This window comes from Bosea sp. (in: a-proteobacteria), from assembly GCA_023910605.1.
In the GTDB taxonomy this organism is placed as follows: Bacteria; Pseudomonadota; Alphaproteobacteria; order Rhizobiales; family Beijerinckiaceae; genus Allobosea.
In genome coordinates this window covers 2,115,460-2,141,186 of sequence record JAAVVV010000001.1, presented here as the reverse complement: position 1 = coordinate 2,141,186, position 25,727 = coordinate 2,115,460, and the positions used below count along the sequence as shown (strand labels likewise).

The window sequence follows — 25,727 nt, the reverse complement described above, 5'->3', positions numbered from 1 at the left end:
CGCTCAGCTGCGGGCGATGCGCGTGACGCCGCCCATGTAGGGCAGCAGCACATCCGGCACGGTGATCGAGCCGTCAGGGTTCTGGTAGTTCTCCATCACCGCGATCAGCGCGCGCCCCACAGCGACGCCCGAGCCGTTAAGCGTGTGGACATGGGGCAAGCCCCCCTTGCCTGCTTCAGTGGGGCGATATTGCGCGCGCATGCGGCGGGCCTGGAAATCCCCGCAATTCGAGCACGACGAGATCTCGCGATAGGCCTTCTGGCCCGGCAGCCAGACCTCTATGTCGTAGGTCTTGGTCGAGGCGAAGCCCATGTCGCCGGTGCACAGCACCATGGTGCGGAAGTGCAGGCCGAGCTTCTTCAGCACCGTCTCGGCGCAGGCGAGCATCCGCTCATGCTCGTCGTTCGAGCGCTCCGGCGTGGTGATCGACACCAGCTCGACCTTATTGAACTGGTGCTGGCGCAGCATGCCCTTGGTGTCGCGCCCGGCAGACCCCGCTTCCGCGCGGAAACAGGGCGTGAGCGCGGTGAGGCGAAGGGGAAGCTCAGCCTCGGAGAGGATGGATTCCCGCACGAGATTGGTGAGCGGGACCTCGGCAGTGGGCACGAGCCAGTGTTCGTCGCCAGCCCGAAACTGATCCTCACGGAACTTCGGCAGTTGCGCCGTGCCGAACATGGCCTCATCCCGCACCAGCAGCGGCGGGTTGACCTCGGTGTAGCCATGCCCGGTGGTGTGCGTGTCGAGGAAGAACTGGCCGATGGCGCGCTCCAGCCGGGCAAGGCCCGATTTCAGCACCACGAAGCGCGAGCCGGACATGCGCGCAGCCGCCTCGAAGTCCATGAGCCCGAGCGCCTCGCCCAGCTCCCAATGCTCCCTGGCGGGCTGGTTCGACTCCGCGCCCCAGAGCGCCGGCTTCTCGCCGTGGACATGGCGCACCACATTGCCATGCTCATCCTTGCCCAGGGGCACGTCCGCCTGCGGGATGTTGGGAATGGCCGCCAGCGCGTCATGCAGGGCCTGCGCGGCCTCGCGCTCGGCGGCTTCCAGCGCCGGGCCGGTTTCCTTGAGCCGGGCGACCTCGGCCTTCAGGGCCTCGGCGGCGGCGAGGTCCTTGCGGCCCATGGCCTGGCCGATCTCCCTGGACAGCGCATTGCGCCGCTCCTGCGCGGTCTGGTTGTCGGCGATGGCCTTGCGGCGCGCGTCATCAAGCGCGAACAGGGCGCCGGAGACCGCTTCGGCGCCCCGGTTCAGCAGCGCCTGATCGAACGCGGCTGCGTTCTCGCGAATCCATCTGATGTCATGCATGGCCGTGCTCCGAAACAGGCCGCCCCTATAGCAGCGCGGAGCGCCGAGCGCCAGTTGTCAGAGAGGGAACCGGGCCTGCCAGCGCAGACGGCGGCGTCAGACGCCCGCTGCGGCATCCTCCGCCGCCTTCTTCGCGGCGCGCTTCTTCTCAAGATAGCCGACAGAGAGGACGGAGGCCTCGTAAAGGACGATCATCGGGACGGCGAGCATGAGCTGGCTGATGACATCGGGCGGGGTGAGCACCGCAGCCACCACGAAGACGAAGACGATGGCATAGCGCCGCTTTTCCTTGAGGAACCGGCTATCGATGATGCCCGCCTGCCCGAGCAGCGTCAGCACCACGGGGAGCTGGAAGCTGATCCCGAAGGCGAAGACCAGCGTCATGATGAGTGCGAGATATTCGCTGACCTTGGGCAGCAGCTCGATTCCGGCCCGCTCGGCCGAAGCGGACTGCTGCATCCCGATCGAGAACTGCATCAGCACCGGCATGGCGAAGAAGAACACCATGGCCGCGCCCAGCACGAAGAAGATCGGCGTGGCGAACAGATAGGGCCGGAACGCGTCGCGCTCGTTCCGGTAAAGGCCGGGCGCCACGAACTTGTAGATCTGCGTGGCGATGACGGGGAACGCGAAGAAGCCCGCGCCGAAGGCCGCGATCTTGATCTGCGTGAAGAGATATTCGAGCGGCGCCGTGTAGATCAGCTTGGCGTTGGCCGCGCCGCCGGCCGCCCAGACATAGGGCATGACCAGAACGTTGTAGATGTGCTGCGCGCCGGCGAAGCAGATGAAGAACAGCACGATGAAGGCAACGAGCGACTTGATCAGCCGCGAGCGCAGCTCGATGAGATGCTCGATGAGCGGCGCGCGCGACGCCTCGATCTCGTCCTCGCCTGAACGCTTGGCTGATGGATCGGCGATCAAGTCGGTCACGCCGCGTCTCCCTCGGTTGCGGCGGATTTCTTGCGCGCCGGCTGCGGCGCCGGCTCGGCAGGCGCGGCGACCGGCGCCTCAACCACCGGCGGGGCAAGCTCGCTCGGATCGAAGGGCGGCGGGATCTCAGGCAGCGGGATCGCCGGCTCGATCGGCTGAGGCTTAAAGTCTGCGACAGGCGTCGATGGATCGGCCGCAGGCTGCGCTGCCTTCAACTCGTCGCGGATGGTCTGGATGGGGTTGAAATCCACCTTGGTGGCGGCCTGCACGGAGCCGCCGACATCCTCCACCTGCTTTTTCAGGTCGTGAAGCTCGGCCTCGCGCATGGCGTCGTTGAACTGTCCCTGAAACTCGGCGGCCATGCGCTTGATCTTGCCGACGGCCTCGCCCACCGAACGCAGCGCCTTGGGCAAATCCTTGGGGCCGATCACGACGAGCGCGACGGCACCAATGACCAGCATTTCGCTCCAGGCGATGTCAAACATTCACGCCACACGCGCCGGGCTCGCACCCCGCGCTCCCCGGTTGAGCCCGCCGATCAGACCTTCCGGTCTGCATCGACCTTCTGCGCGGCCTGCGCGGTCTGGTCGATAGTGCGCGGGGCTTCGGTCACCACGGTGGCGGGCTGCGTCGGCGCGGGAGGATTCTCCTCGTCCGCCATGCCCTTCTTGAAGGACTTGATGCCCTTGGCCACGTCGCCCATCAATTCGGAGACCTTGCCACGACCGAAGAGCAGCATCACCACGATGCCGACCACGATCCAGTGCCAGATGCTGACGCCACCCATGGCGAACTCCCTGTCGTCAATCGCTGCGATGAAGGCCGAGGGCCCACCTCGCCTGTGGCGTAACTAGGGTTCACGCTCGGAGAACACAAGGACTTCCTCGCGTTTGATGTCGACGCCGACATCGGCACCCTCGTTGAAAGGCTTGTGCTCCGGCGCGCGGATCGTCAAGGGCCGATCAAAGCCCTGCACCGCGACCTGCAGCACGTCGACCTCGCCAAGAAAACGCCGCGAGAGCACCCGCCCCGGCAGGCAAAACCCCGGCGCGCGCAGCATGATGCCCTGCGGGCGAACGCAGACAACGGCCTGCTCGCCCTCGATCAGGCCCGGCGCCGGAACGCGCCCGAACGGCGTTTCGACCGAACCTGCCCGCACCACTGCATTTATCTCGTTGAAATCACTGAAGAAACGCGCCACGAACAGGCTGTTCGGGCTGCGATAGAGCGCCTCCCCCGGCCCGGCCTGTACAATCTCGCCCTTGCGCATCAGCACGATCCTGTCCGCGATCCGCATCGCGTCCTCGGGGTCGTGCGTCACCATGACGGAGGTGGCGCCTGTCTCACGGATCACCGCCACTGTCTCCTCGCGCACCGCGTCCTTGAGTCGGCGATCAAGGTTCGAGAAGGGCTCGTCCATGAGAAGCACGCCCGGGCGTGGGGCAACAGCGCGCGCAAGCGCCACGCGCTGCTGCTCTCCGCCCGAAAGCATGTGGGGATAGGACTCCGCCATGTGCGACAGCCCGACGCGGTCGAGCGCCCGCAAGGCGCTGGCGCGCGTGTCGGCCGGAGACAGGCCGCGCACGCCATAGCTGACATTGCCCAGCACGCTCAGATGCGGGAAAAGCGCATAATCCTGAAACATGAGGCCCACGCCGCGCCGCTCGGGCTCGACGAAGCGGCTGGGGCCGGCAACCTCAATGCCGTCGAGCAGCACGCGGCCGGCGCTGGGCTTCTCGACCCCGGCGGCGATGCGCAGCAGGGTGGATTTGCCGCAGCCGGACTGGCCAAGCAGGCACACCACTTCACCGGCCGCGATCTCGAGTGTGATGCCCGCCAGCGCCGTGACATCGCCATAGGACTGGCGAAGCCCCTCGAAGGCCAGCGATACGGGAATCGAGGCGCCCGCGGTTCCGCGACGGCCCCAGCCGCGCCAGCCGCGATCGATCGCATTGTCAGAGGCCATCGCTGTCATGTGCACGCAAGGGAATGGGGCTCGAAGGGCAACGGTCTGCTTGTGCCCGTGTGCATGGCGCGATGCAAGGTGGTCGGGCCTCGGGCAGCTGTCTAGTCAGGCGCGCCGGTCGGGCCGCCGTCGATGGGCGAGAACAGATCGTCGAGCGGATCCTCGTCGTCCCGGAGCGTGCTGTCGTCGCTCGGGATTGGCACGTCGAGGCCTTTTGGAATGCGCCCTTCCAGGAAGCCGGCGCCCTTGAGTTCGTCGAGGCCAGGCAGGTCATCCACCCGGTCGAGCCCGAACTGCTCGAGGAAAGCGGACGTCGTGCCATAGGTGAGCGGGCGGCCCGGCGTGCGCCTGCGACCCCGCATCCGGATCCAGCCTGACTCCAGCAGCGTGTCCAGCGTGCCCTTCGATGTGGCGACGCCGCGGATCTCCTCGATCTCGGCCCGCGTAACGGGCTGATGATAGGCGATGATGGCCAGCGTCTCGATCGCGGCGCGCGTCAGCCGTCGAGGCTCCTCGACGCGGCGGACCAGAAGATGGCCCAGATCCTCGGCCGTCCGGAACGCCCATTTGCCGGCCACGCGCACGAGATTGACCCCGCGGCCCGCATAGGCCGCTTCCAGCCTTGCCAGCACAGAGGCTGGCTCCAACCCGCCTGGCAGATAGCCGGCGATTTCGTCTTCGGAAACCGGCTCGGCCGAGGCGAACAGAAGCGCCTCGGCGATGCGCAGGGCCTCCGCCATCATGGCCGCCGCATCCCCGGCGGCGCGCCCGCTGTCGGCGTGATCCCCGGCCGCGTCCTCCGGATCAGGCGAGGGCATGGCCGTCTTCCTCATTCCGCCGCCATGCGCGGCGCGGCGCGGCGGCGCAGGTAGAGCGGCGCGAAGGGGCGATCCTGTCGAATGTCCATGACTCCCTCTCGCACCATCTCCAGCATGGCCGAAAGCGCGGAGGCGCGGAGCGTGGCCCGCATCGAGGGATCGACGGCGTATTCGAGCAGATACGCATCGAGCGTCGTCCAGTCGGCTGCCGTTCCAACAAGCTTGCGCAGCGCCTCGCGCGCCTCCACCAGCGACCAGACGAAGCGCTTGTGCAGCGTCACGCGGGCTTCGATGCGGCGCTGCCTCTGGCGCGCATAGGCGGCCAGCAGGTCGTAGAGTGATGCGTTCCAGGCACCATCAGGGCCCTGCGGAGCTTCGGCGCGCTGGCCGCGGGCGAAGACGTCGCGGCCAAGCCGGGCGCGGGAGGCGAGCTGGCGCGCCGCTTCCCGGATCGCCTCCAGCCGGCGCAGGCGCAGGGCGAGTTGGGTGGCGAGATCGGCGGCGCTGGGTTCGTCCTGCTGCGGCGGCTCGGGAAGGAGCAGGCGCGACTTGAGATAGGCCAGCCATGCCGCCATCACGAGATAATCGGCGGCCAGTTCGAGCCTGAAGCGGCGCGCGCTCTCGACAAAGGCCAGATACTGATCGGCCAAAGCGAGGATGGAGATGCGCGAAAGATCGACCTTTTGCCGCCGCGCCAATTCGAGCAGCAGATCGAGCGGACCTTCATAGCCGTCGACATCGATGACGAAGGCCTCTTCGCCCTCGGCGCGACCGCTCTGCTCGTCCTCGAAAGGCAGCTCGCTCTTCACCGATTCGCCCTCCCCGCCCGCAACTCTGAGGCCGTCATCGGGCAGCCGCAAGGATGCGGTCAATCCCCTCGGAGAGAAGCGCGCGGTCCAGCGGCTCTGGCATGTGCGCGATGCGTGCCAGCGCCTGCCGAGCCCGGCGACGGGCGGCGCCGCCAAGCGGACGGGCCGCCTGCGCGACCTCCGCCAACTCGTCCATCTCGCCGTTGCAGTGCAGCAGCATGTCGCAGCCGGCGGCATAGGCGGCCCCGGCGCGCTCGGTGAAGCTGCCGGACAGCGCCTTCATGGAGAGATCATCCGTCATGACGAGCCCCTGATAGTTCATTTCCTTGCGGATGATGCGGCTGATGATCTTTCGCGAGGTGGTGGCAGGCGCCGTGGCGTCCAGGGCTTCGAACACGACATGCGCCGTCATCGCCATCGGCATGTCGGCGAGATGACGGAAAGGGCGGAAATCATGGGCGCGCAGCGTGTCCAGCGAGGCATCGACGCGCGGCAGATGATGGTGGCTGTCGGCCTGCGCCCGGCCATGGCCGGGCATGTGCTTGATGACCGGCAGAACGCCCCCGGCAAGCAGGCCCTCGGCGGCGGCGCGGCCGATCCGCGCCACCTCGTCCGGGTCCTGCGCATAGGCGCGATCCCCGATCACGTCATGCGCGCCTGCCACGGGCACGTCAAGAACGGGGAGGCAATCGACATCGACGCCGACCTCGCGCAGATCATGGGCCATCAGCCGGGCCGACAGCCGCGCCAGGGCCGTGCGCTGCAACGGATCATTGAGCTGTCCGAACCAGCGCCCGGACGGATAGGCCGGCCATTCGGGCGGGCGCATGCGCTGCACGCGGCCGCCCTCCTGGTCGATGAGGATGGGAGCGTGACGGCCGACCGACGCACGCAGCGCGGCCGTGAGCGCGCGGAGTTGCGCGCGGTCGGCGATGTTGCGGCGAAACAGGATGAAGCCCCAGGGCTGCATCCTGGCGAACAGCGCCCGCTCGGCATCGCTCAGCTCAAGCCCGGCGCAACCGGCAATGAAGGCTCGGATCGACATGCAGCCGAGCGGGAACCCATTCGGCCGCCCGGGTCAAGACGCAGGACCGCGATTGCTGGGGACCGATGGCGCAGCAGCGCGGCCTTCCGGGGACGCCGCCCATCAGATTGGGGGTCTCCGTCAGCTGCCTGCGACGAAGCACTGGCCTCCGGCGGACTTCAGCGCCTCGCAGCGCTGGACGGCGGCCTCGCGGCTGAAGGGGCCGATGCGAAGGCGATAGACAGTGCGGCCGTTGCCAACTTCGGCACGGCGTACGACCGGGCTTTCGCCGCCCAACTGCGCGCCATAACGCCTCTGCAGGCTCGAGAACAGGGAACGAGCTTCCGCCTCGCTGCCAGGCGCGCCGAGCTGGATCATGAAGTCACCCGCACCACCGCCTGCCGCTGGAGCGGCTGCGGCAGGCGCTGCTGCTACGGCTGCGGCTGGAGCGGCTGGCGGCGCAGCAGCCTCCATGACGGGCCGGGCAGCCGGAGGCCGGGGCGGCGGGGTCACGGCGGGACGCGCCGCAGCGGCCGAGCGCGTGGAGGTCGAGGTCGCAGGCGCAGCGGCGGCTGGGGAGCTTTCGGCACGGGCGGACGACGCTTCGGCGACAGGGGCAGCGGCAGGCTGCACCGGCGACGGCACGCTGGTTCCATCGGGGCGGACCGCGATGGTGCGGACGCGGCGGGGCTCGCCCAGAGCAGGCGCGGCGGAGCCGGCAGCGGCGGCCTGCGGCGGAACCGCAGAAGGAGCCAGCGCAACAGCAGTCGGCGCTGCGGGTTGCGGCGCCGCAGGGGCGGCCGCCTGGGCAGCGTCAGCCGGCGCGGCTGGGCCGGGCAGGATCACCCGCGAGGCAGCGCGGGCGCTGGCCTGCACGTCCATGGGTTGCTCCTCGCGCGTCACGACGCGGGTCTCGCCGGGCTTGGGCTCGGGCGTGCGCTCATAGATCTGCTTGTTCTGGTTCGGGATCTCGACGCCGCCGGGGTTCTGCGGCTGAACCTTGGAGGGGCCGGCTTCCGCCTTGATCAGCGGCGGCTCGCCCGTTCCGCGCACGGGCCCCGAAAGGCCGCGAATGCCGATGACGGCGCCGATTCCGATAGCGGCCACGCCAAGCAGCACGCCGGCTATGATGAGGCCCTTGCGCGGCTGCTGCGGCTCGCTGCTGCGCGCATCATCCGCTGAATACGCCGGCTCATGGGGTTCGGGCAGCGCAGCCGCCCGGCGCACCTGGTGTTTGGCACGCACCTCATCGGCGAAATCCTCGTCGACAGGGCGCGGCGGCGCAGCCATGGCGGGCCGCGCCGGCGAAAAGGCGGCCGCTTCGCGACGGGACGTCATGTCGTCCCCGGAGGAATCATCAAAGCGCGGGCGCGCCTGCAGCGGACCTTCGAAATCCGGACGCGCCCCGGGCTGGACGGCGCCGCGCAATTCGCCCTGCAACAGGCGATCGAACTCGTCGAGCATGTCCTGCGGAGCCAGACCGGGCTGGGATGACGGCGCAGGCGTCGCAGCGGCGGCCTGCGGAACAGACACAGACTGCTGCGCATCGGCGCGCGCGGGCTTCGGCGCCTCCTCGAACTCGCGCAGAAGGGCCTCCAGCGAGATGTTCATGCGCTGATCGGGAAGAGCCGAACCCCCTCCATAGGGCTCAGGCTCGGGAACCAGGCCGGGCTGTTGAGCAAGCGCGTGCTGCATGTCGGCGCCCGCACCCTCTTCCTGCGCATCCGGTCGCGAGCGCCCCTGGCTGAACATGGCTCTGAAGGGGTCATCCTGCCCGACAATGCGGGCGAGATCGGCCAATGGATCGCCGGCAGAGGCCGCAGGCTGGATGTCAGCGGTTTGCCGAAGCTGGCGCTCAAGCTCGTCGAGATCGACGGCGAAACGGGACTTCTGGTCTGACATCGCGACCCTCCACAACCGCGCTTGCAGGGCAAGGAGCCCGATCACACGGCTTGACGCTGTATAACGCAGCGCTGGCGGCCGTGACAGCCTCAGCGCATTTCGGACGGACTTGAGACGCCCAGAACGCCCAAGCCCGATGCAAGAACGGACCTCACGGCATGCACAAGCGCCAGCCTCGCTAACGTCAACTCTGGCTGATTATGATTAACGAACCGTAATTGAGGGGAATCCTTGCCCTTGTTCCACAGCGCATGGAGCCCCTGCGCGAGATCATGAAGATAAAAAGCGAGCCGGTGCGGCTCGTGCGCGATCGCTGCCTGCTCGATCAGGCGCGGGTATTGTGCGATCCACTTGATCAGTCCCACCTCTCCCTCATCCACCAGCAGCGAAAGCTTGGCGGCAGCGAGCGCGGCCGGGCCGGCGTCCAGACCGGGCGCGGTCTCGGCTGCCTGCCGGAAGACGGAGGCGCAGCGTGCGTGGGCATACTGCACATAAAACACCGGATTGTCCTTGGACTGCTCCAGGACCCTGGCCAGATCGAACTCGAGCGCGGCGTCATTCTTGCGGAACAGCATCATGAAGCGCACCGCGTCGCGGCCGACCTCGTCGATCACCTCCCGCAGCGTGACGAAATCGCCCGAGCGCTTCGACATCTTCACCGGCTCGCCATCGCGCATCAGCTTCACGAGTTGGCAGAGCTTGATGTCGAGCGAGCCCTGCCCGCCCGTCACGGCCTTCACCGCGGCCTGCATCCGCTTGACGTAACCGCCATGGTCGGCGCCCCAGACATCGATCATCTCGGCAAAGCCGCGGTCGAACTTGGACTTGTGGTAGGCGATGTCGGAGGCGAAATAGGTGTAGCCGCCGTCGGACTTCATCAGCGGCCGGTCGACATCGTCCCCGAACGCCGTCGAGCGGAACAGGGTCTGCTCGCGGTCCTCCCAGTCGTCGTCCTTCTGGCCCTTGGGCGGCGGCAGCCGGCCTTCATAGATCAGGTCACGGCTGCGCAGATCCGCGATCGCCGCGGCGACGAGCCCGCCCTGACCGCCCTCCTGCAAGGTGCGCTCGGAGAAGAACACCTGGTGCTCGACGTCCAGCGCAGCAAGGTCTTCGCGGATCATGTCCATCATGGCGTCGATCGCGACCTTGCGGATGATGGGCAGCCATTCGCCCTCCGGCATTCCCACAAGCGCGGGGCCATGCTTCGCAGCGAGGCTATGGCCCACGCCAACCAGATAATCGCCGGGATAGAGCCCTTCCGGGATGGGGCCAACATCCTCGCCCAGCGCTTCGCGGTAGCGCAGGAAGGCGGAGCGGGCGAGCACATCGACCTGCGCGCCGGCATCGTTGATGTAATACTCGCGCGTAACGTCACGCCCGGCGAAGGCCAGCAGGTTCGCCAGCGCATCGCCGAACACCGCGCCGCGGCCATGGCCGACATGCATGGGGCCGGTCGGATTGGCGGAGACATATTCGACATTGACCCTCGGCAGGCCGGCGTCCGGCTGGCGGCGACCGAACCGGGCCCCTGACACCACTGCGCAGAGCAGCGCCTCGACGTAAACGGCCGGTTCGAGCGTGAGATTGATGAAGCCCGGACCGGCGACGGAGACGGCGCGCACGCCATCCACGCGCCGGAGTTCGGCCGCGATCGCTTCGGCCAGCTGTCGCGGATTCATGCCCGCCTCGCGGGCCAGCGCCATCGCGGCATTGGTGGCGAGGTCGCCATGGCTGGCGTCGCGCGGCGGTTCGACCACCACGCGGCCGAGATCAAGGCCAGCGGGCAACGTCCCGGCCGCCGACAGTCGCGCCAGCGCGTCATTCAAACGCGCGGTGAAGATCTCAAAAATATTCATGACGCCAAAGCCTTGCAGGCTCTTCCTGTGAAAACGAGTCACGCGGACGAAGCAAGTGGACCGCGATAGCCTGCCGCGCGCCTATCGCAAGAGCGGGGTTGCGTCAAACAGACGGGCATGCTCGTCAAGCGCGTAGCGGTCCGTCATCCCGGCGATGTAGTCGCAGACACGGCGTGCGCGCCGGACCTCATCGCCTGCATCGAGCCCTGCCGACCACTCCGCCGGCAGCAGCGCGGGATCGTCCATGAAGCGCGCGAAGAGCTGCCCGACGACGCCCGCCGCGTCCTGGCGGATGCGCATGACCCGCGGATGGCGGTAAACGCGCGGAAACAGGAAGCCCTTGATGGCCCGGTCCGCCTCGGCCATCGCGGGCGAGAAAGCCACCATCGTCCGGCCCGCAAGGCGCACCTCATCGGCGCTGGCGACGCCGCTTTCGTCAAGGCGCCTTCGACTCTCCTTGATGACATCCTCGACGAAGCGGGTGATGACCCGTCTGACAAGCTCGTTGATCAGGCGGGGCCGTTCAAGCGATGGCCAGGCGCGCTCGATCTCGCCGAGCAAGGCGGCGAGGAAGGGCACCGCGCGCATGTCGGCGATGTCGATGAGGCCGGCGCGCAGGCCATCGTCTATGTCGTGCGCGTCATAGGCGATGTCATCGGCGAGAGCGGCGCCCTGCGCCTCGACGCTGGCATGGCTGGAGAGCCACAGATCATGACGCGCGCTGTATTCAAGGATCGCGCCCGGCAAAGCGGGGCCATGGCCCGGCTGGGGCTTGCCGTCCGCATCGAGCAAGGGGCCATTGTGCTTCACCAGACCCTCGAGCGTCTCCCAGCACAGGTTAAGCCCGTCGAAGGCGGCATAGCGGCGCTCCAGCCGCGTGACGATGCGCAACGCCTGGGCATTGTGGTCGAACCCGCCGAACGGCGCCATGCAGGCGCCAAGGGCATCCTCGCCTGTGTGCCCGAAAGGGGTGTGGCCAAGATCATGCGCCAGCGCCAGCGCCTCGGCGAGGTCCTCGTCGAGGCCGAGCGCGCGCGCGATCGAACGGGCGATCTGCGACACCTCGATGGAATGGGTCAGCCGCGTGCGGAAATGGTCGCCTTCGTGGAAGACAAAGACCTGGGTCTTGTGCTTGAGCCGCCGGAAGGCGGTTGAATGGATGATGCGGTCCCGATCACGCTGGAAGTCGCTGCGCGTTGCGGATGCCGCCTCGGCCACCAGCCGACCGCGGCCTTCAGAGGGCCGGCAGGCATAAGGCGCCCTGTACCGATCGCCAGGCTCTCGCATCCGTATCGAACCTTTCGCGGCCGGCGCTTGACAGGCCGCGCCGCATCCCGCCGCTTGAAGTGCCGCGCTGCGAGACTTACCTTGATCGCAGCGAGGGAGACAAGACACCGATGGACGCCGTTGCCGCCGCGAACACGCCTTCCGCCCCCACGGCCGCGCCGACTCTCAATGTGACCGATCGCGCCTTCGCGCGCATCGCCAAGGTGCTGGGAAGCGAGCCGGACGGGACGATGCTGCGCGTGGCGGTCAACGGCGGCGGGTGCTCAGGGTTCCAGTATGCCTTCGAGATGGACCGCAGCCGCAATGCGGATGACCTCGTTCTGCAGCAGGGCGGCGCCACCGTGCTGGTCGACGAAGCCTCGCTCGGCTTCCTGGCCGGCTCCACGCTGGATTTCGTGGACGACCTGATTGGCCAGTCCTTCAGGGTGACCAATCCGAACGCGACGTCATCATGCGGCTGCGGCACCTCGTTCGCGCTCTAGAACCAGCCCCAAGACCGCCGATTCGACAGCGGCGGCGCATGTTGCAGCGACCCGCTCATTGCGCTGGGGAGCAGCCGGGAACGGGGCGGCATCGTGGTTCGACAAACGCGGTCTGAACGGCATCAGGAAGCGGGTCGCAAGGGCTGACCTTCAGCGGGGCCCCCGGCGGGCATTGAACGCGACCGGCTTGCTTGAGTAAGCGTGCAGTTCCGACAAGGAACTTGCCGGGGCGCGGCAGCATCTGGCAAGCTGACAGGATCCGTTCGTGTCTTGTACGGTGAATGCTTGTAATCTCATGCGCGATTCGAGGCTTTGCGTTTATCGGATCGGAAGGCGCTCCTGATACGCGGCGTGCATCGAAGCCAGCTGGAAAGGACGCCATCATGCGTCAGCCCCCCTCCCATCTCGCCCCTGCCTCGCTTCGTCCAGCCTTCGCATCGCCGTTGGCGCGGCTCGCTGGCGTCGCGGCTCTCATCGTCGGCCTGTCGTCGGCTGCCGGCGCGGCCGACCACAGCCTTACCGACCTGCGCTTCGATCTTGGCTTCATGCGCATCGACATCCCGCGCATGGAGGTGCGGGACACGCCGCTCAGCCGAGAGGACATCACCGCGATCCTGACCAGGGGCGGCCCGGACATCGCCGCCAGCGTGGCCCGCCTGCAGGCCGCCACGGTCACCATCCCGGAGGTCATCGCCACGCAGTCCTTGGACAGCGTCTCGAGGGTCACGCGCTACAGGGACCTGAGCCTGTCCAACATCACCGCCGGGGTGATCGGCGGGCTGAGCGTGGGCGCGATCGAGGGGACCGCCAGCGAGAAGGCTGCGGGCGTGGCGCGGGTGCGGATCGGCCAGACCACGGCCGAGGCGCTCAACCTGCCGCTGATCGCACGTGTGCTGACCAGTTCGGTTCCGGATCCCTCCGCCGTAGCGATGGCGCCGATCATGCGCTCCCTTGCCTACCGCGACTTCGTGACCGACCTTCCTGAGGGCAAGGGCCGCATGAGCATCGACCGCGTGACCCTGCGCGACACCATGGCGCGGCCCAGCAAGGCCCCGGTGCTCACGGCCATGAACGAGGTCATAGCCATCTCCGAGAGGCAGAAGGCGGCCGGTGGCGGCGATAAGCTGCCGAACGCCGCGGACATGGCCAGCGTCGGCCGCATCTTCGGCTTCCTTGAAAACTTTGAGTACGGCGTCGGCGAGGCGGAAGGCTTGAGGGGCGAGTCCGATGGCGACGCCGGCAAGGGCCGCTTCGAGATTGCGCGCATCCGCTTCAGCGATCAGGCGCAGGCGCCGGGCTTCGTCATGAGCGGGCTGAAGATCGAGGTCAGCCCCGGAAAGATGTCGATCGACGAGCTTGAGATGCGCGACTTCAGCATCCGCAATGCACTCCGCGCCGCCATAGAGATGCTGGAGCGCGGCGATGCGACGGCGCTGATTACGGATTACAAGCGGCTCATCCCGCAACTCGGCACCATCCGCGTCAAGGGCTTCTCAGTGCAGGACCCGGAGCCGAAACGGCCGCAGCGCGGCAAGCCGCCGGAGATCTTCCGTGCCTCTGTGAAGGCGATGGAGATCGGTTTCGGCGGACAGATCGACGGCGTTCCGACCGCGTTGCGCTTCTCGGCCGAAGAGTTCGCAGCCCCCCTGTCTGCCAACTCGGAGGAGCAGGGCGTGCGCGATCTCGTCGCCATGGGCTACAAGGACGTCAACCTGTCCTGGCTCGCCGATCTCGCTTGGCAGCGCGACACCGAGCGCCTCGACATCAAGGCGCTGAACATCTCGGGCAAGGAGATGCTGGGGCTCACCCTCTCCGGCCAGCTCTCCGGCGTGAGCAAGGATGCGTTCTCCACCGACAGCGCGCTGGCGCAGGTGGCGTGGCTTTCGGCTGCGGCGCAGCGCGTGAGCCTCGTGGTCCAGAATCTCGGCGGCTTCGAGAAGTTCATCGCGCGGGAAGCGGCGAAGGCGCGCAAGCAGCCTGATGCCGTGCGGCGCGAATGGGGCATGCTCGCAGCGGTGGGCCTGCCTGCCATCCTCGGCGATTCCGATGGAGCCAAGGCGCTCACGGGGGCCATTGCCCGCTTCGTCGCCCGCCCCGGCACGTTGTCGATCGACCTTCGCGCGCGCTCGGCCTCAGGCATCGGCGTCGCCGACGCGGTGGGCGTCATGGCCGCGCCGAAGGAGATATTCGACAAGATCGAGGTTCAGGCCAAGGCCGAGTGACGGGCCGGCGCGCTCAGCGCCGGGCAAGTTCGCGCAACTCTTCCGCCACCCGCCCGCGCTCGGCTGCGCCGCAGGCACGCGGGGCGTTGTAGGACTGCACGGCGAAGCTCTGGTTGGCGCCGAGAAAGCGGCGGCGCTCCTCTCTGCGATAGGTCGCGACCACGCGTCGGCGCTCAACCCTCAGGCCGCAATCATAGCCGCGCGAGACGGCCGCTGCGGCCCTTTCCGGCGAGCCGGGCGGATAGGTGGACGCGCCCTGGCAGGCTGCCAGAAGCAACGGCACGGCCAGCGCGCCCAGCACCGGACGCGCCCGAACCCGGACGGCAGGCACGGCTCACTTCTCCGGGAGATTCAGCCTGATGTGAAGCTCGCGCAGCTGCCTGGGCGTGACGTCGCCCGGCGCGCCCATCAACACGTCCAGCGCCTGCTGGTTCATGGGGAACAGCGAGATCTCGCGCAGATTCGCGGTGCCGCACAGCAGCATGACGATGCGGTCAACGCCCGCCGCCATGCCGCCATGGGGCGGCGCGCCATACTGGAAGGCGCGATACATGCCGCCGAAGCGCTCGATCACGTCGCTTTCGCCGTAGCCGGCGATCTCGAAGGCCTTCACCATGGCCTCGGGCCGGTGGTTGCGGATGCCGCCTGAGGCGATCTCGAAGCCGTTGCAGGCGATGTCGTACTGGAAGGCCTTGATCGTGACCGGGTCCTGCGTCTTCAGCGCCTCGAGCCCGCCCTGCGGCATAGAGAACGGGTTATGGCTGAAATCGACCTTCTTCTCGTCCTCGTTCCATTCGAACATCGGGAAATCGACGATCCAGGCCAGCTCGAAGCGCTCCTTGTCGATGAGGTTCAGGTCCTCGCCGACCTTGGTGCGGGCCATCCCGGCAAACTTCACGAACTTCTCCGGATCGCCCGCGACGAAGAAGCAGGCGTCGCCATCGGCAAGCCCAAGCTGGGCGCGCACGGCCCCGGTCTTCTCCGGGCCGATGTTGTTGGCGACGGGGCCTGCGCCGGCCCCTTCCTTCCACATGATGTAGCCCATGCCCGGCTGGCCCTCACCCTGCGCCCAGCTGTTCATCCGGTCGCAGAAGGCGCGGCTGCCGCCGCCGGGCGCAGGAATTGCCCAGACGCGGTTCTTCGGCTCTTCCAGAATACGCGCGAAGACCTTGAAGCCCGATCCGCGCATGATGTCCGAGACATCCTGCATCACCAGCGGGTTGCGCAGGTCCGGCTTGTCGGTGCCGTACTTCGCCATCGATTCCGCATAGGGAATGCGCGGCCAGCTCCTGGTGACAGGCCGGCCGCCGCCGAACTCCTCGAAAATGCCGGTGATGACCGGCTCGACCGCGGCGAACACGTCCTCCTGCGTGACGAAGCTCATCTCCAGATCAAGCTGGTAGAATTCGCCGGGCAAGCGGTCGGCGCGCGGGTCCTCGTCGCGGAAGCAGGGCGCGATCTGGAAGTAGCGGTCGAAGCCCGCCATCATGATGAGCTGCTTGTACTGCTGGGGCGCCTGCGGCAGCGCGTAGAACTTGCCGGGATGGATGCGGCTCGGCACCAGGAAGTCGCGCGCGCCCTCGGGACTGGAAGCGGTAAGAATCGGGGTCTGGAACTCGAAGAAGCCTTGCCCCTTCATGCGCCGGCGCATGGCGTCGACGATGGCGCCGCGGGTCATGATGTTCTGGTGGAGCTTCTCGCGGCGCAGGTCGAGGAAGCGGTACTTGAGCCGCGTGTCCTCGGGATACTGCTGATCGCCAAAGACCTGCAGGGGCAATTCGGCGGCAGGGCCGAGCACTTCCATGTCGGTGATGAAGATCTCGACCATGCCGGTGGGCAAGTCGGCGTTGGTGGTGCCCTCGGGCCGGCGGCGCACCTTGCCGTCGATGCGGACGCACCATTCGGAGCGCACCTGCTCGACCGCCTTGAAGGCCGGGCTGTCCGGATCGGCCACGCATTGCATCATGCCGTAGTGATCGCGCAGATCGATGAAGAGCACGCCGCCATGATCGCGGATGCGATGGCACCAGCCTGAGATGCGGACGACCTCGCCGACGTGCTCCTCGCGGAGAGCGCCGCAGGTGTGGGTGCGGTAACGGTGCATCGACATGATGGATCTCGGGCGCAGATGGTTGATTTTGCGAGCGACGTCAGTCGGCGCTGGGGGGCGGATTGTCAAGGTCCGGCGGCCCGTGACGCGGGCGCGCGACTGCGCTAGCATCTGGCTCTTTCCAGCCAAGGGCCGACGCCATGTCCCTATCCCGCCGCAGCCTCCTTGCCAGCGCCACGGCCGCGCTCGCCGCGCCCGCACTCGCGCAGAACCCGCACCAGCATCATGCGGGCCAGTTCGAACGGCTCAACCAGCCGGGACGGATCGACATGCCGGCGCTTCATGCCGAGCATGCCGTGACCGAAAGCCCGGCGCCGAAGGCGGCCGCGCAAGGAGCCTGGCGGCCGCGCGCGCCGCTGCCGATCCCACGCACGGAAATGGCCTGGGCGGTGGAATATCGCGGACGCATGCACCTGATCGGTGGCTATGCCGAGCAGCGCGTGGACAAGAACTACCATCATGCCTACGACCCCGCCGCCGACCGCTGGGAGCAGCTCGCGGAGCATCCGCGCGGCTCGAACCATGTCGGCGTCGCGACGCTTGGCGAACGCATCTATGCCTTTGGCGGCTTCATCGAGCAGAACCGCACGCCCCATGACGGCGCCTTCGCATTCGACGGCACACGATGGGCTGCCGTGAGGCGCCTGCCCGAGGCCTGTGGCGCCATGGCCTGCATCGCTCTGGGCGACAACATCCACATCATCGGCGGCGCCATCGGCTCCGACAACCGCCGCTCGATCGACTGGCACGTGGTCTATGACACCAGGGCCGATCGCTACACGCGCCGCCAACCCATGCCGCTTGGCCGCGACCACTGCGGCATCGTGGCCGTGAACGGGCTCATCCACATCATCGGCGGGCGGGTGGATTCCTTCCACACCAACTCCAACCTGCACCATAGCTACGATCCGAAGACCGATGCCTGGACCTTCCGCCAGCCCCTGCCCACGGCACGCTCGGGCCAGGGCGCCGTCTGGTTCAAGGACCGCATCTTCGTGATGGGCGGGGAAGGCACCAACCGCGTCTATGGCCAGAACGAGGCCTACAACCCGGCCACCGACCGCTGGGAGAGCCACGCGCCGATGCTGACGCCGCGCCATGGCATGGGCGCGGTGGTGCTGGGCGAGGCCATCTACGTGGCCGGCGGCGGCCCGCAGATGGGCGGCGGCGTGAAGAGCGCGATCAACGAGGCGTTTGCGCTCTGACAGGGCGTTCCGCGCAGATCAGCGCCTCGCTGGCCAAGACGCGGCCCGGCGTCCCCGGGGCTTGCGCTCTTGCGCATCCGGAGGCCTCCTTTTGCCGGATGGAATTGCCGCGCAATGATGGCTATCAGAGGGTTTCAAGTTCCGACGCCCTCGCGAGACGCTGCCATGAAAGACATGCTCGACCAGCTTGAAGCCCGCCGGGAGAACGCCCGCCTCGGCGGCGGCGAAGCCCGCATCAGCGCGCAGCACAAGCGCGGCAAGCTGACGGCGCGCGAACGCATCGAAGTCCTGCTCGACCATGGCAGCTTCGAGGAGTTCGACATGTTCGTGCAGCATCGCTGCACGGATTTCGGCATGGAGAAGAACAAGATCCCCGGCGACGGCGTCGTGACGGGCTGGGGCACGGTCAATGGCCGGACCGTGTTCGTCTATGCCAAGGACTTCACCGTGTTTGGCGGATCGCTGTCCGAGACGCATGCCGCCAAGATCATGAAGATCCAGGACATGGCGTTGAAGATGCGCGCGCCCATCGTCGGGCTGATCGATTCGGGCGGTGCGCGCATCCAGGAGGGTGTGGCCTCGCTCGGCGGCTTCGCCGAGGTGTTCAAGCGCAATGTGCAGGCCAGCGGCGTCATCCCGCAGATTTCGGTGATCATGGGGCCGTGCGCGGGCGGGGATGTCTATTCGCCCGCCATGACCGACTTCATCTTCATGGTGCGTGACACGAGCTACATGTTCGTGACCGGCCCGGATGTGGTGAAGACGGTGACCAACGAGACTGTGACAGCCGAGGAGCTGGGCGGAGCGAAGATCCACACCAGCAAGTCCTCGATCGCCGACGGCGCCTTCGACAATGATGTCGAGGCCCTGTTGCAGGTGCGCCGCCTCATCGATTTCCTGCCCGCCAACAACATGGCCGGCGCGCCCGAGATGCCGAGCTTCGATGTGCCCGACCGGGTGGACATGAGCCTCGACACGCTCATCCCCGACAATGCCAACAAGCCCTATGACATGCGCGAGCTCATCCTCAAGACCGTGGATGAGGGCGAATTCTTCGAGCTGCAGGAAGCCTTCGCCAGGAACATCATCACCGGTTTCGGCCGTATGGAAGGGCGCACCGTGGGCTTTGTCGCCAACCAGCCGATGGTTCTGGCCGGCGTGCTGGACTCGGACGCCTCCCGCAAGGCGGCGCGTTTCGTGCGCTTCTGCAACGCATTCGAGATCCCGATCGTGACCTTTGTGGACGTGCCGGGCTTCCTTCCGGGCACCGCGCAGGAGTATGGCGGGCTCATCAAGCACGGCGCCAAGCTGCTCTTCGCCTATTCGCAATGCACCGTGCCGCTGGTGACCTGCATCACCCGCAAGGCCTATGGCGGCGCCTACGACGTGATGGCCTCGAAGCATATCGGCGCCGACATCAACTATGCCTGGCCCACGGCGCAGATCGCCGTAATGGGCGCGAAGGGCGCGGTGGAGATCATCTTCCGCGGCGGCGATGCCGAGACCATCGCGGCGCAGACCAAGGCCTATGAAGACCGCTTCATGAGCCCGTTCGTCGCCGCCGAACGCGGCTACATCGATGAGGTCATCATGCCGCACTCCACCCGCAGGAGGGTGGCGCGCGCGCTGGCCATGCTGCGCGCCAAGCAGACCGAGGCGCCCTGGCGCAAGCACGACAACATTCCTCTCTGACAGGGCGCAACCCCACCGTCACCGGTGCGGCGACGCGCCTTGCGGCGTCTTGATCCAGATCAGCAAGCCTGATGGCCCTTGCCATAGGTTGGACTTGTTTCACGTCCCCCAAGAGGCCATCATGACCCCATACCCCAAGCGCATCGCCGACCTCGCCTGCATTATCCGGGCCGGCGAGACGCTGCCCGAAGCCGCGCTCCAGCAGGCGCTCAAGCTCGCGGCGGCGCATGGCGCGCATCTCTCCATCACCATCTCCACCCAGCAGCTCGCCACCCCCTATTCGCCGATCTGGATGTCACTGGCATCATCGCTGGTCAGCGACCTCAACGCCAAGACCAAGGCCAAGGCGGATGCAGCCGCCGACGCCGCCCGCACCGCCGCGCGCCTTGCCGGCGTGAACGCCGACATCCAGGTGGTGATAGACAATCTCGGCGAAAGCTCCGAGATCGCCGTGCGCGCCGCCCGCGCCGCCGATCTCATCGTGGTGGACCAGCCCGAAGCGCCGATGGACTCACGGGCCACGGTACTTGAGGAGGCGCTGTTCCGCTCGGGCCGGCCGGTCCTTGTGGCGACGCCGAAGCGCCCGCCGATCGACGGCGTGACCAAGGCTGTGATCGCCTGGGATGGAACGGCCCATGCCGCCCGCGCCGCTGGCGACATGCTGGGCCTGTTCGGCCAGATCAAGCATGTCGACATCGTCTCGGTCGTCGGCGACAAGGACATGGCCAAGTCGCTGCCGGGCGCGGATTTCGCGCGGCACCTGTCACGCAAGGGCATCCACGCCAACATCGTCGAGCTGTCGGTGGCGGCCGGGCCGGTGGCGCGGCTGATCGACGACCATGCCACCAGCACCTGGGCCGAACTTATCGCGATGGGCGGTTATGGCCATTCGCGCCTGCGCCAGTTCGTGCTTGGCGGCGTCACCATCTCGATGGTGCAGAGCGCCGCCACCCCGCTTCTGATGGCCTACTGAGCCTCGCCTGCCCCGGCGCGCCTGCCCCTGCCCATCCGGCGAGGCAGGCCTTCGCGGCTTGGGGACTCGACGCCAACCCGCCCGCTTGTTAATCGCGGGAGATGAACCTGATCACCACAACGGCGGATCTCGCCGCCGCCTGCACCCGTCTGGCAACGCATCCGTTCGTGACGATCGACACGGAGTTTCTGCGCGACTCGACCTATTATCCGAAACTGTGCCTGCTCCAGATGGCCTCGCCCAAGGAGGGCCTGCTGGTTGACCCGCTGGCCGATGGGCTCGACCTTGCGCCGTTCTTCGCGCTGATGGCAGATGAGCAGGTCGTGAAGGTGTTTCACGCTGCGCGGCAGGATCTCGAGATCGTCTGGAATCTGGGCAGGATGCTGCCCAAGCCGCTGTTCGACACGCAGATCGCGGCGATGGTCTGCGGCTATGGAGATTCGGTCGGCTACGAGCAGCTCGCCAATGATCTGGCCAAGGCGCGCATCGACAAGTCGTCCCGGTTCACGGACTGGTCGCGCCGGCCGCTGAGCGATGCGCAGCTGTCCTATGCGCTGTCCGACGTCACCCATCTGCGCGACATCTATATGGCGCTCAAGGCGGACCTCGCAACGACGGGCCGGATGAGCTGGCTTGACGAGGAAATGCTCGTGCTCAACCACCCAGGCACCTATGAGACCAGGCCCCAAGATGCCTGGCTGAGGCTGCGCGGCCGTGTGCGCAAGCCGCGCGAGGTGGCGCTGCTCATGGAGCTGGCGGGCTGGCGCGAGACCGAGGCGCAGACCAAGGACGTGCCGCGCGGGCGCGTGCTCAAGGATGACGCGCTGATGGACATCGTCCAGCGTGCGCCACGCGACCCGGAGGGCCTCGCCGATCTGCGCTCGCTCCCTCGCGGCTTCGAGCGCTCCCGAGCCGGTCAGGAGGTGCTGGCCGCAGTCGAACGCGCCCTGCTCGTCGACCACAAGACCTTGCCGCGCATGGAGCGGGATCACGCGCGCGGCGGCAACGGCGCCGTGCTCGACCTGATGAAGGTGCTGCTCAAGGCGATCTCCGACGCCGAGCGCGTGGCCCCGAAGATCATCGCGACGGTGGATGACCTCGAAGCCATCGCCAATGACGACGAGGCCGACGTGCCCGCGCTCAAGGGCTGGCGTCGCACCCTGTTCGGGGACAAGGCGCTGGCGCTCAAGGCCGGGCAGCTGGCGCTGAGGATGCGCGGCGGGCGGGTCTCGGTCGAGGCGTGAACCTGACCTTTCATGCACCCAGCACGATCGAGGAATCCTTGCCCAGAAGCTTGGCGAGCTGCTTGAGGCGGCTGGCGACGCGGTCGCTGGCGAGGGAGGCAAGCCCGCGCGGCACGTTGAGCACAACCTTCTTGTCCGTCGCCGTCAGCCCCATGCGGGGCAAGAGGCCGTTCATCGCGCCCGACAGCAGGTAGGCCACCCGCATGACCCCTCCGAGGAGCCGCGCCCGCTCCAGCAGGCGCGCTCCGGTCAGTTCGCGAAGCGGCAGCGAAATGCCCTCCTCCTTCAGCCCCGCATAGCGATAGAACACCGCCATGGACAGATAGGCGCGGCCCGGATGGTCGAGGCCGATGAAGGCGGCGTGGGCGATGACGTTGAGGCTCTGCTCGCCACGGTAATCAGGGTGGGCGCGCCAGCCTATGTCTGCCAGCAGGCAGGCGGCGCGACGCAGACGGCGCTCTTCGGCGGTTTCGTCGATGCCGGCGCTGGCGAAGAACTCATCGGCGAAGGCGATCAAATCTCCAGCATGGGCAGGATCGCGCGAGCGCAGGACGTTGTAGTCCCCGGCGGCGCGCAGCAACGCATCGGCCGCGCGCTCCTCCGGGTCAAGCTGCTCATGGAGCAGCCCCTCGCGCACGCCCTGGGCGGAGATGACCACGGCCTTCGGTCTGCCGCGCTTGATGAGGTGATCAAGCACCAGCGCGCCATAGGCGAGGAGCGGGCGGCGGGCAGACGAGACAGAATCGATTGATTCGAGGATGTCCGCATCGACGCGCTCAATCATGCGGGCAAAGTCCGCCACGTCGCGCGCAGGCACGGTGTAGCCATGCATCACGCTCAGCGGATAGTGCATCTGGCGCTGGTGCAGCTTGGCCAGCGCGCGCCATGTGCCGCCGACTGCGTAGAAATTGCGGCCCTTCATGGCCTCGACCTGCGGCAGCCTGTCGAGTTCCTCGCGCACGATCTTCTCGGCGGCGCGCAGCGAGTTGCAGGAGCGATCCAGCAGGGCAAGCCCGCCCAGCGGCACGCTCACCCCCTCCCCGATCGTCGCGCCAGCCACATCGATGAGTTCCAGCGAGCCGCCGCCAAGATCACCCACCACGCCGTCGGGCTCGGCGAAGCCCGAGACCACGCCAAGCGCTGACAGGAACGCTTCACGGTCGCCGGAGATGAGTTCGATCGGCTGACCGCAGATGGCCTCGGCCTGATCAAGGAAGGCAGGGCCATTGCGGGCGTAGCGCGCGGCCGCTGTGGCGATGACACGGACGTCGCGCACATCCATGGCCTCCCACAGGATACGGAAGCGCTGGAGCGCGCTGAGCGCTTTCTCCACCGCATCGGCGGCAAGTTCGCCGCTGGAGGCGACGCCACGGCCGAGACCTGCCATCTCCTTCTCGTTGAAGATGGGCGTGGGCGAGCGCGAGAGATGCTCATAGACGACCAGACGCACCGAGTTGGACCCGATGTCGACGATGGCGATTGGAGCGCCCAGCGAAAGCCTGCCTTTCGCTGCCAGACTGGAAGGCTCAGCCGCCACGGCGGGCGAGGTTGAGAGGACTTGAGAGGGCAAGGGATTTTCCACGGCCGGACAGGCTCGGATTGGTCATGAAATACTTGTGCGCGTTGAAAGGAGCCTCGCCTTTCGCCGGGACAATGCGTTGGGACGAACCATCAGGCAAGATGCGCCAGCTCTGTTCGTTGTCGAGAAGATTGGCCATCATGATCTGCTCGAGGATCTGCTGGTGCACGGTGGCGTTGGTGATGGGCATGAGCGTCTCGACGCGGCGGTCGAGATTGCGCGGCATCAGGTCGGCCGAGGAAATGTACAGATGCGCCTTGGCATTGGGCAGTCCATGGCCGTTGCCGAAGGCGTAAATGCGGCCGTGCTCGAGAAAGCGCCCGACGATAGACTTGACGCGGATGTTCTGCGACATGCCCTCGACGCCGGGCCTGAGGCAGCAGATGCCCCGGACCACCAGATCGATCTGCACCCCGGCGCAGCTGGCCTCATAAAGCGCATCGATGATGACCGGATCGACGAGGCTGTTGCACTTGCCCCAGATGGCTGCGGGCCGGCGCGCGCGGGCGTGGCCGATCTCCTCGCGGATGTGCTGGAGCAGGCGCTTCTTCGCCGTCATGGGGGAGATCGCCATGAGCTCGAGTTCGGCCGGCTCGGCATAGCCCGAAATGAAGTTGAAGATGCGCGCCACATCACGCCCGATGACGGGATCGGCGGTGAAGAAGGACACGTCCGTGTAAACCCGCGCCGTCACCGGATGATAATTTCCGGTGCCGACATGACAGTAGGTGACGAGCTGCGTGCCCTCCTTGCGGACCACGAGGCTGAGCTTGGCGTGGGTCTTGAGCTCAAGAAAGCCATAGACCACCTGCACGCCGGCCCGCTCAAGGTCGCGCGCCCAACGGATGTTGGCCTCCTCGTCGAAGCGCGCCTTGAGCTCGACGAGCGCGGTCACGGACTTGCCTGCCTCCGCCGCCTCGGCCAGCGCCTTGACGATCGGGCTGTCTGACGAGGTGCGGTAGAGCGTCTGCTTGATCGCCACGACATTGGGGTCACGCGCGGCCTGCTGCAGATACTGCACCACCACGTCGAAGGATTCGTACGGGTGGTGGACCACGATGTCCTTGCGGCGGATCGCGGCGAAGCAGTCCCCGCCATGGTCGCGGATGCGCTCGGGGAAGCGCGCCTCGTAGCGCTTGAACTTGAGCTGCGGGCGGTCCACCCCGACAAGCTGTGACAGCTCGTTGAGCCCGATCATGCCTTCGATCGCCACGACCTCGTCGGGCTCGACCTTGAGCTCGCGCACGATCATGTTGCGCAGCCGGTCCGGCATCGACGCCTCGACCTCGAGGCGGATGACCACGCCGCGGCGGCGCTGCTTGATCATGTTCTCGAACATGCGCACCAGGTCTTCGGCTTCCTCCTCGATGTCGAGGTCGGTGTCGCGCACGATGCGGAAGGAGCCCTGCCCGCGCACCTGATAGCCCGGAAAGAGCTTGCCGACGAACAGCTCGATGATGTGTTCGAGCGTGATGAAGCGGTTGGAGCCGGTGCGGCCCACATCCGGCACTTCGATGAAGCGATCGAAACGCGAGGGGATGCGGATCAGCGCATTCAGCGCGCGGCCGTCGCTGATGCGGCCCATATCGAGCGCGATGGTGAAGCCGAGGTTGGGGATGAACGGGAACGGGTGCGCCGGATCGATGGCGAGCGGCGTCAGCACCGGGAAGATGTGGCTCAGGAAATGATCCTCGAGCCACATCCGGTCCTGCCGCGTGACATCGGCCGGCCCGATGATGACGATGCCGGCTGTCGCGAGATCGCTGCGCAATTCCCGCCAACGCTCCTGCTGATCGGCCGTGAGCGAGGCCACGGCCTGCGCGATCCTCGTGAGCTGCTCGGCCGGGGTGAGCCCGTCCTCGCTCTGGGTGGTGATGCCGGCCTTGAGCTGCTCGATCAGCCCCGAGACCCGAACCATGAAGAACTCGTCGAGGTTGCTCGCCGAGATCGACAGGAAGCGCAGCTGTTCGAGGAGCGGATGATTGCGGTTGGAGGCCTCCTCCATAACCCGGCGGTTGAATTGCAGCCAGGAGAGCTCGCGGTTCATGAAGCGCTTGGGGTCCCGGAGCCAGGGCGGGGGGCCGGGCACGGCAGGTGCTGCGGACGCGGCCTTGTCGGCGCGCCGGGCGGCCGGCCGCGCAGGCGGTTTCCGCGCTGGAGCGGGCGCGGGACCCGGCGGCGGAACAGTGGGCGCTTCCGCAGCCGGCGCCGGCGCGGCGGGCGGTGTTTCGGCTGGAGGCGTCGGCGGATCGGCCAATGTCGGGTTCCTCTTGCGTCCGACCGGACGTGCAGCAGGTTTATGACGCTCTGACGACATGGGCGC

Annotated in this window: 22 protein-coding genes; 7 read left to right on the top strand and 15 right to left on the bottom strand. The window is 67.3% G+C overall.

Translation table 11 applies throughout. From position 1 onward, the window contains the following. Positions 1 to 3: 3 nt before the first annotated feature. From serS to HEQ16_10280, 9 genes are all read right to left on the bottom strand, one after another. On the bottom strand, positions 4 to 1,305 hold the full coding sequence (gene serS, locus HEQ16_10320) for a serine--tRNA ligase (GenBank protein ID MCO4054424.1): 1,302 nt from the start codon (positions 1,303 to 1,305) through the stop codon (positions 4 to 6). A gap of 96 nt (positions 1,306 to 1,401) precedes the next feature. Next, on the bottom strand, positions 1,402 to 2,223 hold the full coding sequence (gene tatC / locus HEQ16_10315; GenBank protein ID MCO4054423.1) for a twin-arginine translocase subunit TatC: 822 nt from the start codon (positions 2,221 to 2,223) through the stop codon (positions 1,402 to 1,404). A gap of 8 nt (positions 2,224 to 2,231) precedes the next feature. Then, positions 2,232 to 2,720, bottom strand: a complete 489-nt coding sequence (gene tatB / locus HEQ16_10310; protein ID MCO4054422.1) for a twin-arginine translocase subunit TatB — start codon at positions 2,718 to 2,720, stop codon at positions 2,232 to 2,234. A 53-nt stretch (positions 2,721 to 2,773) separates the two neighbouring features. Then, positions 2,774 to 3,022, bottom strand: a complete 249-nt coding sequence (locus HEQ16_10305; protein ID MCO4054421.1) for a twin-arginine translocase TatA/TatE family subunit — start codon at positions 3,020 to 3,022, stop codon at positions 2,774 to 2,776. 63 nt (positions 3,023 to 3,085) lie between these two features. Further along, a complete protein-coding gene (locus HEQ16_10300; protein MCO4054420.1) occupies positions 3,086 to 4,210 on the bottom strand; it encodes an ABC transporter ATP-binding protein in 1,125 nt (374 codons plus the stop codon). Positions 4,211 to 4,302: 92 nt separating this feature from the next. Next, positions 4,303 to 5,034 (bottom strand): SMC-Scp complex subunit ScpB, encoded by a 732-nt coding sequence (gene scpB / locus HEQ16_10295; GenBank protein MCO4054419.1) that lies wholly within the window; start codon positions 5,032 to 5,034, stop codon positions 4,303 to 4,305. Continuing rightward, positions 5,031 to 5,816, bottom strand: a complete 786-nt coding sequence (locus HEQ16_10290; protein MCO4054418.1) for a segregation/condensation protein A — start codon at positions 5,814 to 5,816, stop codon at positions 5,031 to 5,033. The genes scpB and HEQ16_10290 overlap by 4 nt, the downstream gene beginning before the upstream one ends. Positions 5,817 to 5,862: 46 nt before the next feature. Next, a complete protein-coding gene (gene nagZ, locus HEQ16_10285; GenBank protein ID MCO4054417.1) occupies positions 5,863 to 6,873 on the bottom strand; it encodes a beta-N-acetylhexosaminidase in 1,011 nt (336 codons plus the stop codon). Positions 6,874 to 6,993: 120 nt separating this feature from the next. Further along, the gene (locus tag HEQ16_10280; protein ID MCO4054416.1) at positions 6,994 to 8,463 is read right to left on the bottom strand and encodes an SPOR domain-containing protein; all 1,470 of its coding nucleotides are present in this window, start codon (positions 8,461 to 8,463) and stop codon (positions 6,994 to 6,996) included. Positions 8,464 to 8,526: 63 nt separating this feature from the next. On the opposite strand from HEQ16_10280, the gene HEQ16_10275 reads away from it, so the two are divergent. After that, positions 8,527 to 8,751: a hypothetical protein gene (locus tag HEQ16_10275; GenBank protein MCO4054415.1), complete on the top strand. Its 225-nt coding sequence runs from the start codon at positions 8,527 to 8,529 to the stop codon at positions 8,749 to 8,751. A gap of 92 nt (positions 8,752 to 8,843) precedes the next feature. Here HEQ16_10275 and HEQ16_10270 read toward each other — a convergent pair whose 3' ends face one another. Both HEQ16_10270 and HEQ16_10265 read right to left on the bottom strand, forming a co-directional pair. Beyond that, the gene (locus HEQ16_10270; protein ID MCO4054414.1) at positions 8,844 to 10,610 is read right to left on the bottom strand and encodes an arginine--tRNA ligase; all 1,767 of its coding nucleotides are present in this window, start codon (positions 10,608 to 10,610) and stop codon (positions 8,844 to 8,846) included. Between the two features lie 81 nt (positions 10,611 to 10,691). Next, positions 10,692 to 11,903 (bottom strand): deoxyguanosinetriphosphate triphosphohydrolase, encoded by a 1,212-nt coding sequence (locus tag HEQ16_10265; protein ID MCO4054413.1) that lies wholly within the window; start codon positions 11,901 to 11,903, stop codon positions 10,692 to 10,694. 104 nt (positions 11,904 to 12,007) lie between these two features. Between HEQ16_10265 and HEQ16_10260 the strand changes: the two genes are divergently transcribed. Both HEQ16_10260 and HEQ16_10255 read left to right on the top strand, forming a co-directional pair. Beyond that, positions 12,008 to 12,379 (top strand): iron-sulfur cluster assembly accessory protein, encoded by a 372-nt coding sequence (locus tag HEQ16_10260; protein ID MCO4054412.1) that lies wholly within the window; start codon positions 12,008 to 12,010, stop codon positions 12,377 to 12,379. Between the two features lie 383 nt (positions 12,380 to 12,762). Next, complete coding sequence (locus HEQ16_10255) at positions 12,763 to 14,601, top strand: hypothetical protein (GenBank protein ID MCO4054411.1); 1,839 nt, start codon at positions 12,763 to 12,765, stop codon at positions 14,599 to 14,601. Between the two features lie 13 nt (positions 14,602 to 14,614). Here the strand turns inward: HEQ16_10255 and HEQ16_10250 are convergent, their stop codons facing one another. Together HEQ16_10250 and aspS are read right to left on the bottom strand one after the other, a co-directional pair. Then, positions 14,615 to 14,932 carry a hypothetical protein gene (locus tag HEQ16_10250; GenBank protein MCO4054410.1) on the bottom strand — a complete coding sequence of 106 codons (318 nt, stop codon included), beginning with the start codon at positions 14,930 to 14,932 and terminating at the stop codon, positions 14,615 to 14,617. A 3-nt stretch (positions 14,933 to 14,935) separates the two neighbouring features. Continuing rightward, on the bottom strand, positions 14,936 to 16,705 hold the full coding sequence (gene aspS, locus HEQ16_10245; protein MCO4054409.1) for an aspartate--tRNA ligase: 1,770 nt from the start codon (positions 16,703 to 16,705) through the stop codon (positions 14,936 to 14,938). Positions 16,706 to 16,851: 146 nt separating this feature from the next. Between aspS and HEQ16_10240 the strand changes: the two genes are divergently transcribed. The 4 genes from HEQ16_10240 to rnd all read left to right on the top strand — a co-directional run bounded on the left by HEQ16_10240 (position 16,852) and on the right by rnd (position 21,825). After that, on the top strand, positions 16,852 to 17,916 hold the full coding sequence (locus HEQ16_10240; protein MCO4054408.1) for a galactose oxidase: 1,065 nt from the start codon (positions 16,852 to 16,854) through the stop codon (positions 17,914 to 17,916). Positions 17,917 to 18,081: 165 nt separating this feature from the next. After that, positions 18,082 to 19,608, top strand: coding sequence for an acyl-CoA carboxylase subunit beta (locus HEQ16_10235; GenBank protein ID MCO4054407.1), 1,527 nt, complete (start codon positions 18,082 to 18,084; stop codon positions 19,606 to 19,608). Positions 19,609 to 19,729: 121 nt separating this feature from the next. Continuing rightward, the gene (locus tag HEQ16_10230; GenBank protein ID MCO4054406.1) at positions 19,730 to 20,581 is read left to right on the top strand and encodes a universal stress protein; all 852 of its coding nucleotides are present in this window, start codon (positions 19,730 to 19,732) and stop codon (positions 20,579 to 20,581) included. A gap of 101 nt (positions 20,582 to 20,682) precedes the next feature. Beyond that, a complete protein-coding gene (gene rnd, locus HEQ16_10225) occupies positions 20,683 to 21,825 on the top strand; it encodes a ribonuclease D (protein MCO4054405.1) in 1,143 nt (380 codons plus the stop codon). Positions 21,826 to 21,835: 10 nt separating this feature from the next. Here the strand turns inward: rnd and ppx are convergent, their stop codons facing one another. Both ppx and HEQ16_10215 read right to left on the bottom strand, forming a co-directional pair. Next, complete coding sequence (gene ppx / locus HEQ16_10220) at positions 21,836 to 23,305, bottom strand: exopolyphosphatase (protein MCO4054404.1); 1,470 nt, start codon at positions 23,303 to 23,305, stop codon at positions 21,836 to 21,838. A gap of 46 nt (positions 23,306 to 23,351) precedes the next feature. Beyond that, on the bottom strand, positions 23,352 to 25,721 hold the full coding sequence (locus HEQ16_10215) for an RNA degradosome polyphosphate kinase (GenBank protein MCO4054403.1): 2,370 nt from the start codon (positions 25,719 to 25,721) through the stop codon (positions 23,352 to 23,354). Between the last annotated feature and the right edge of the window lie 6 nt (positions 25,722 to 25,727).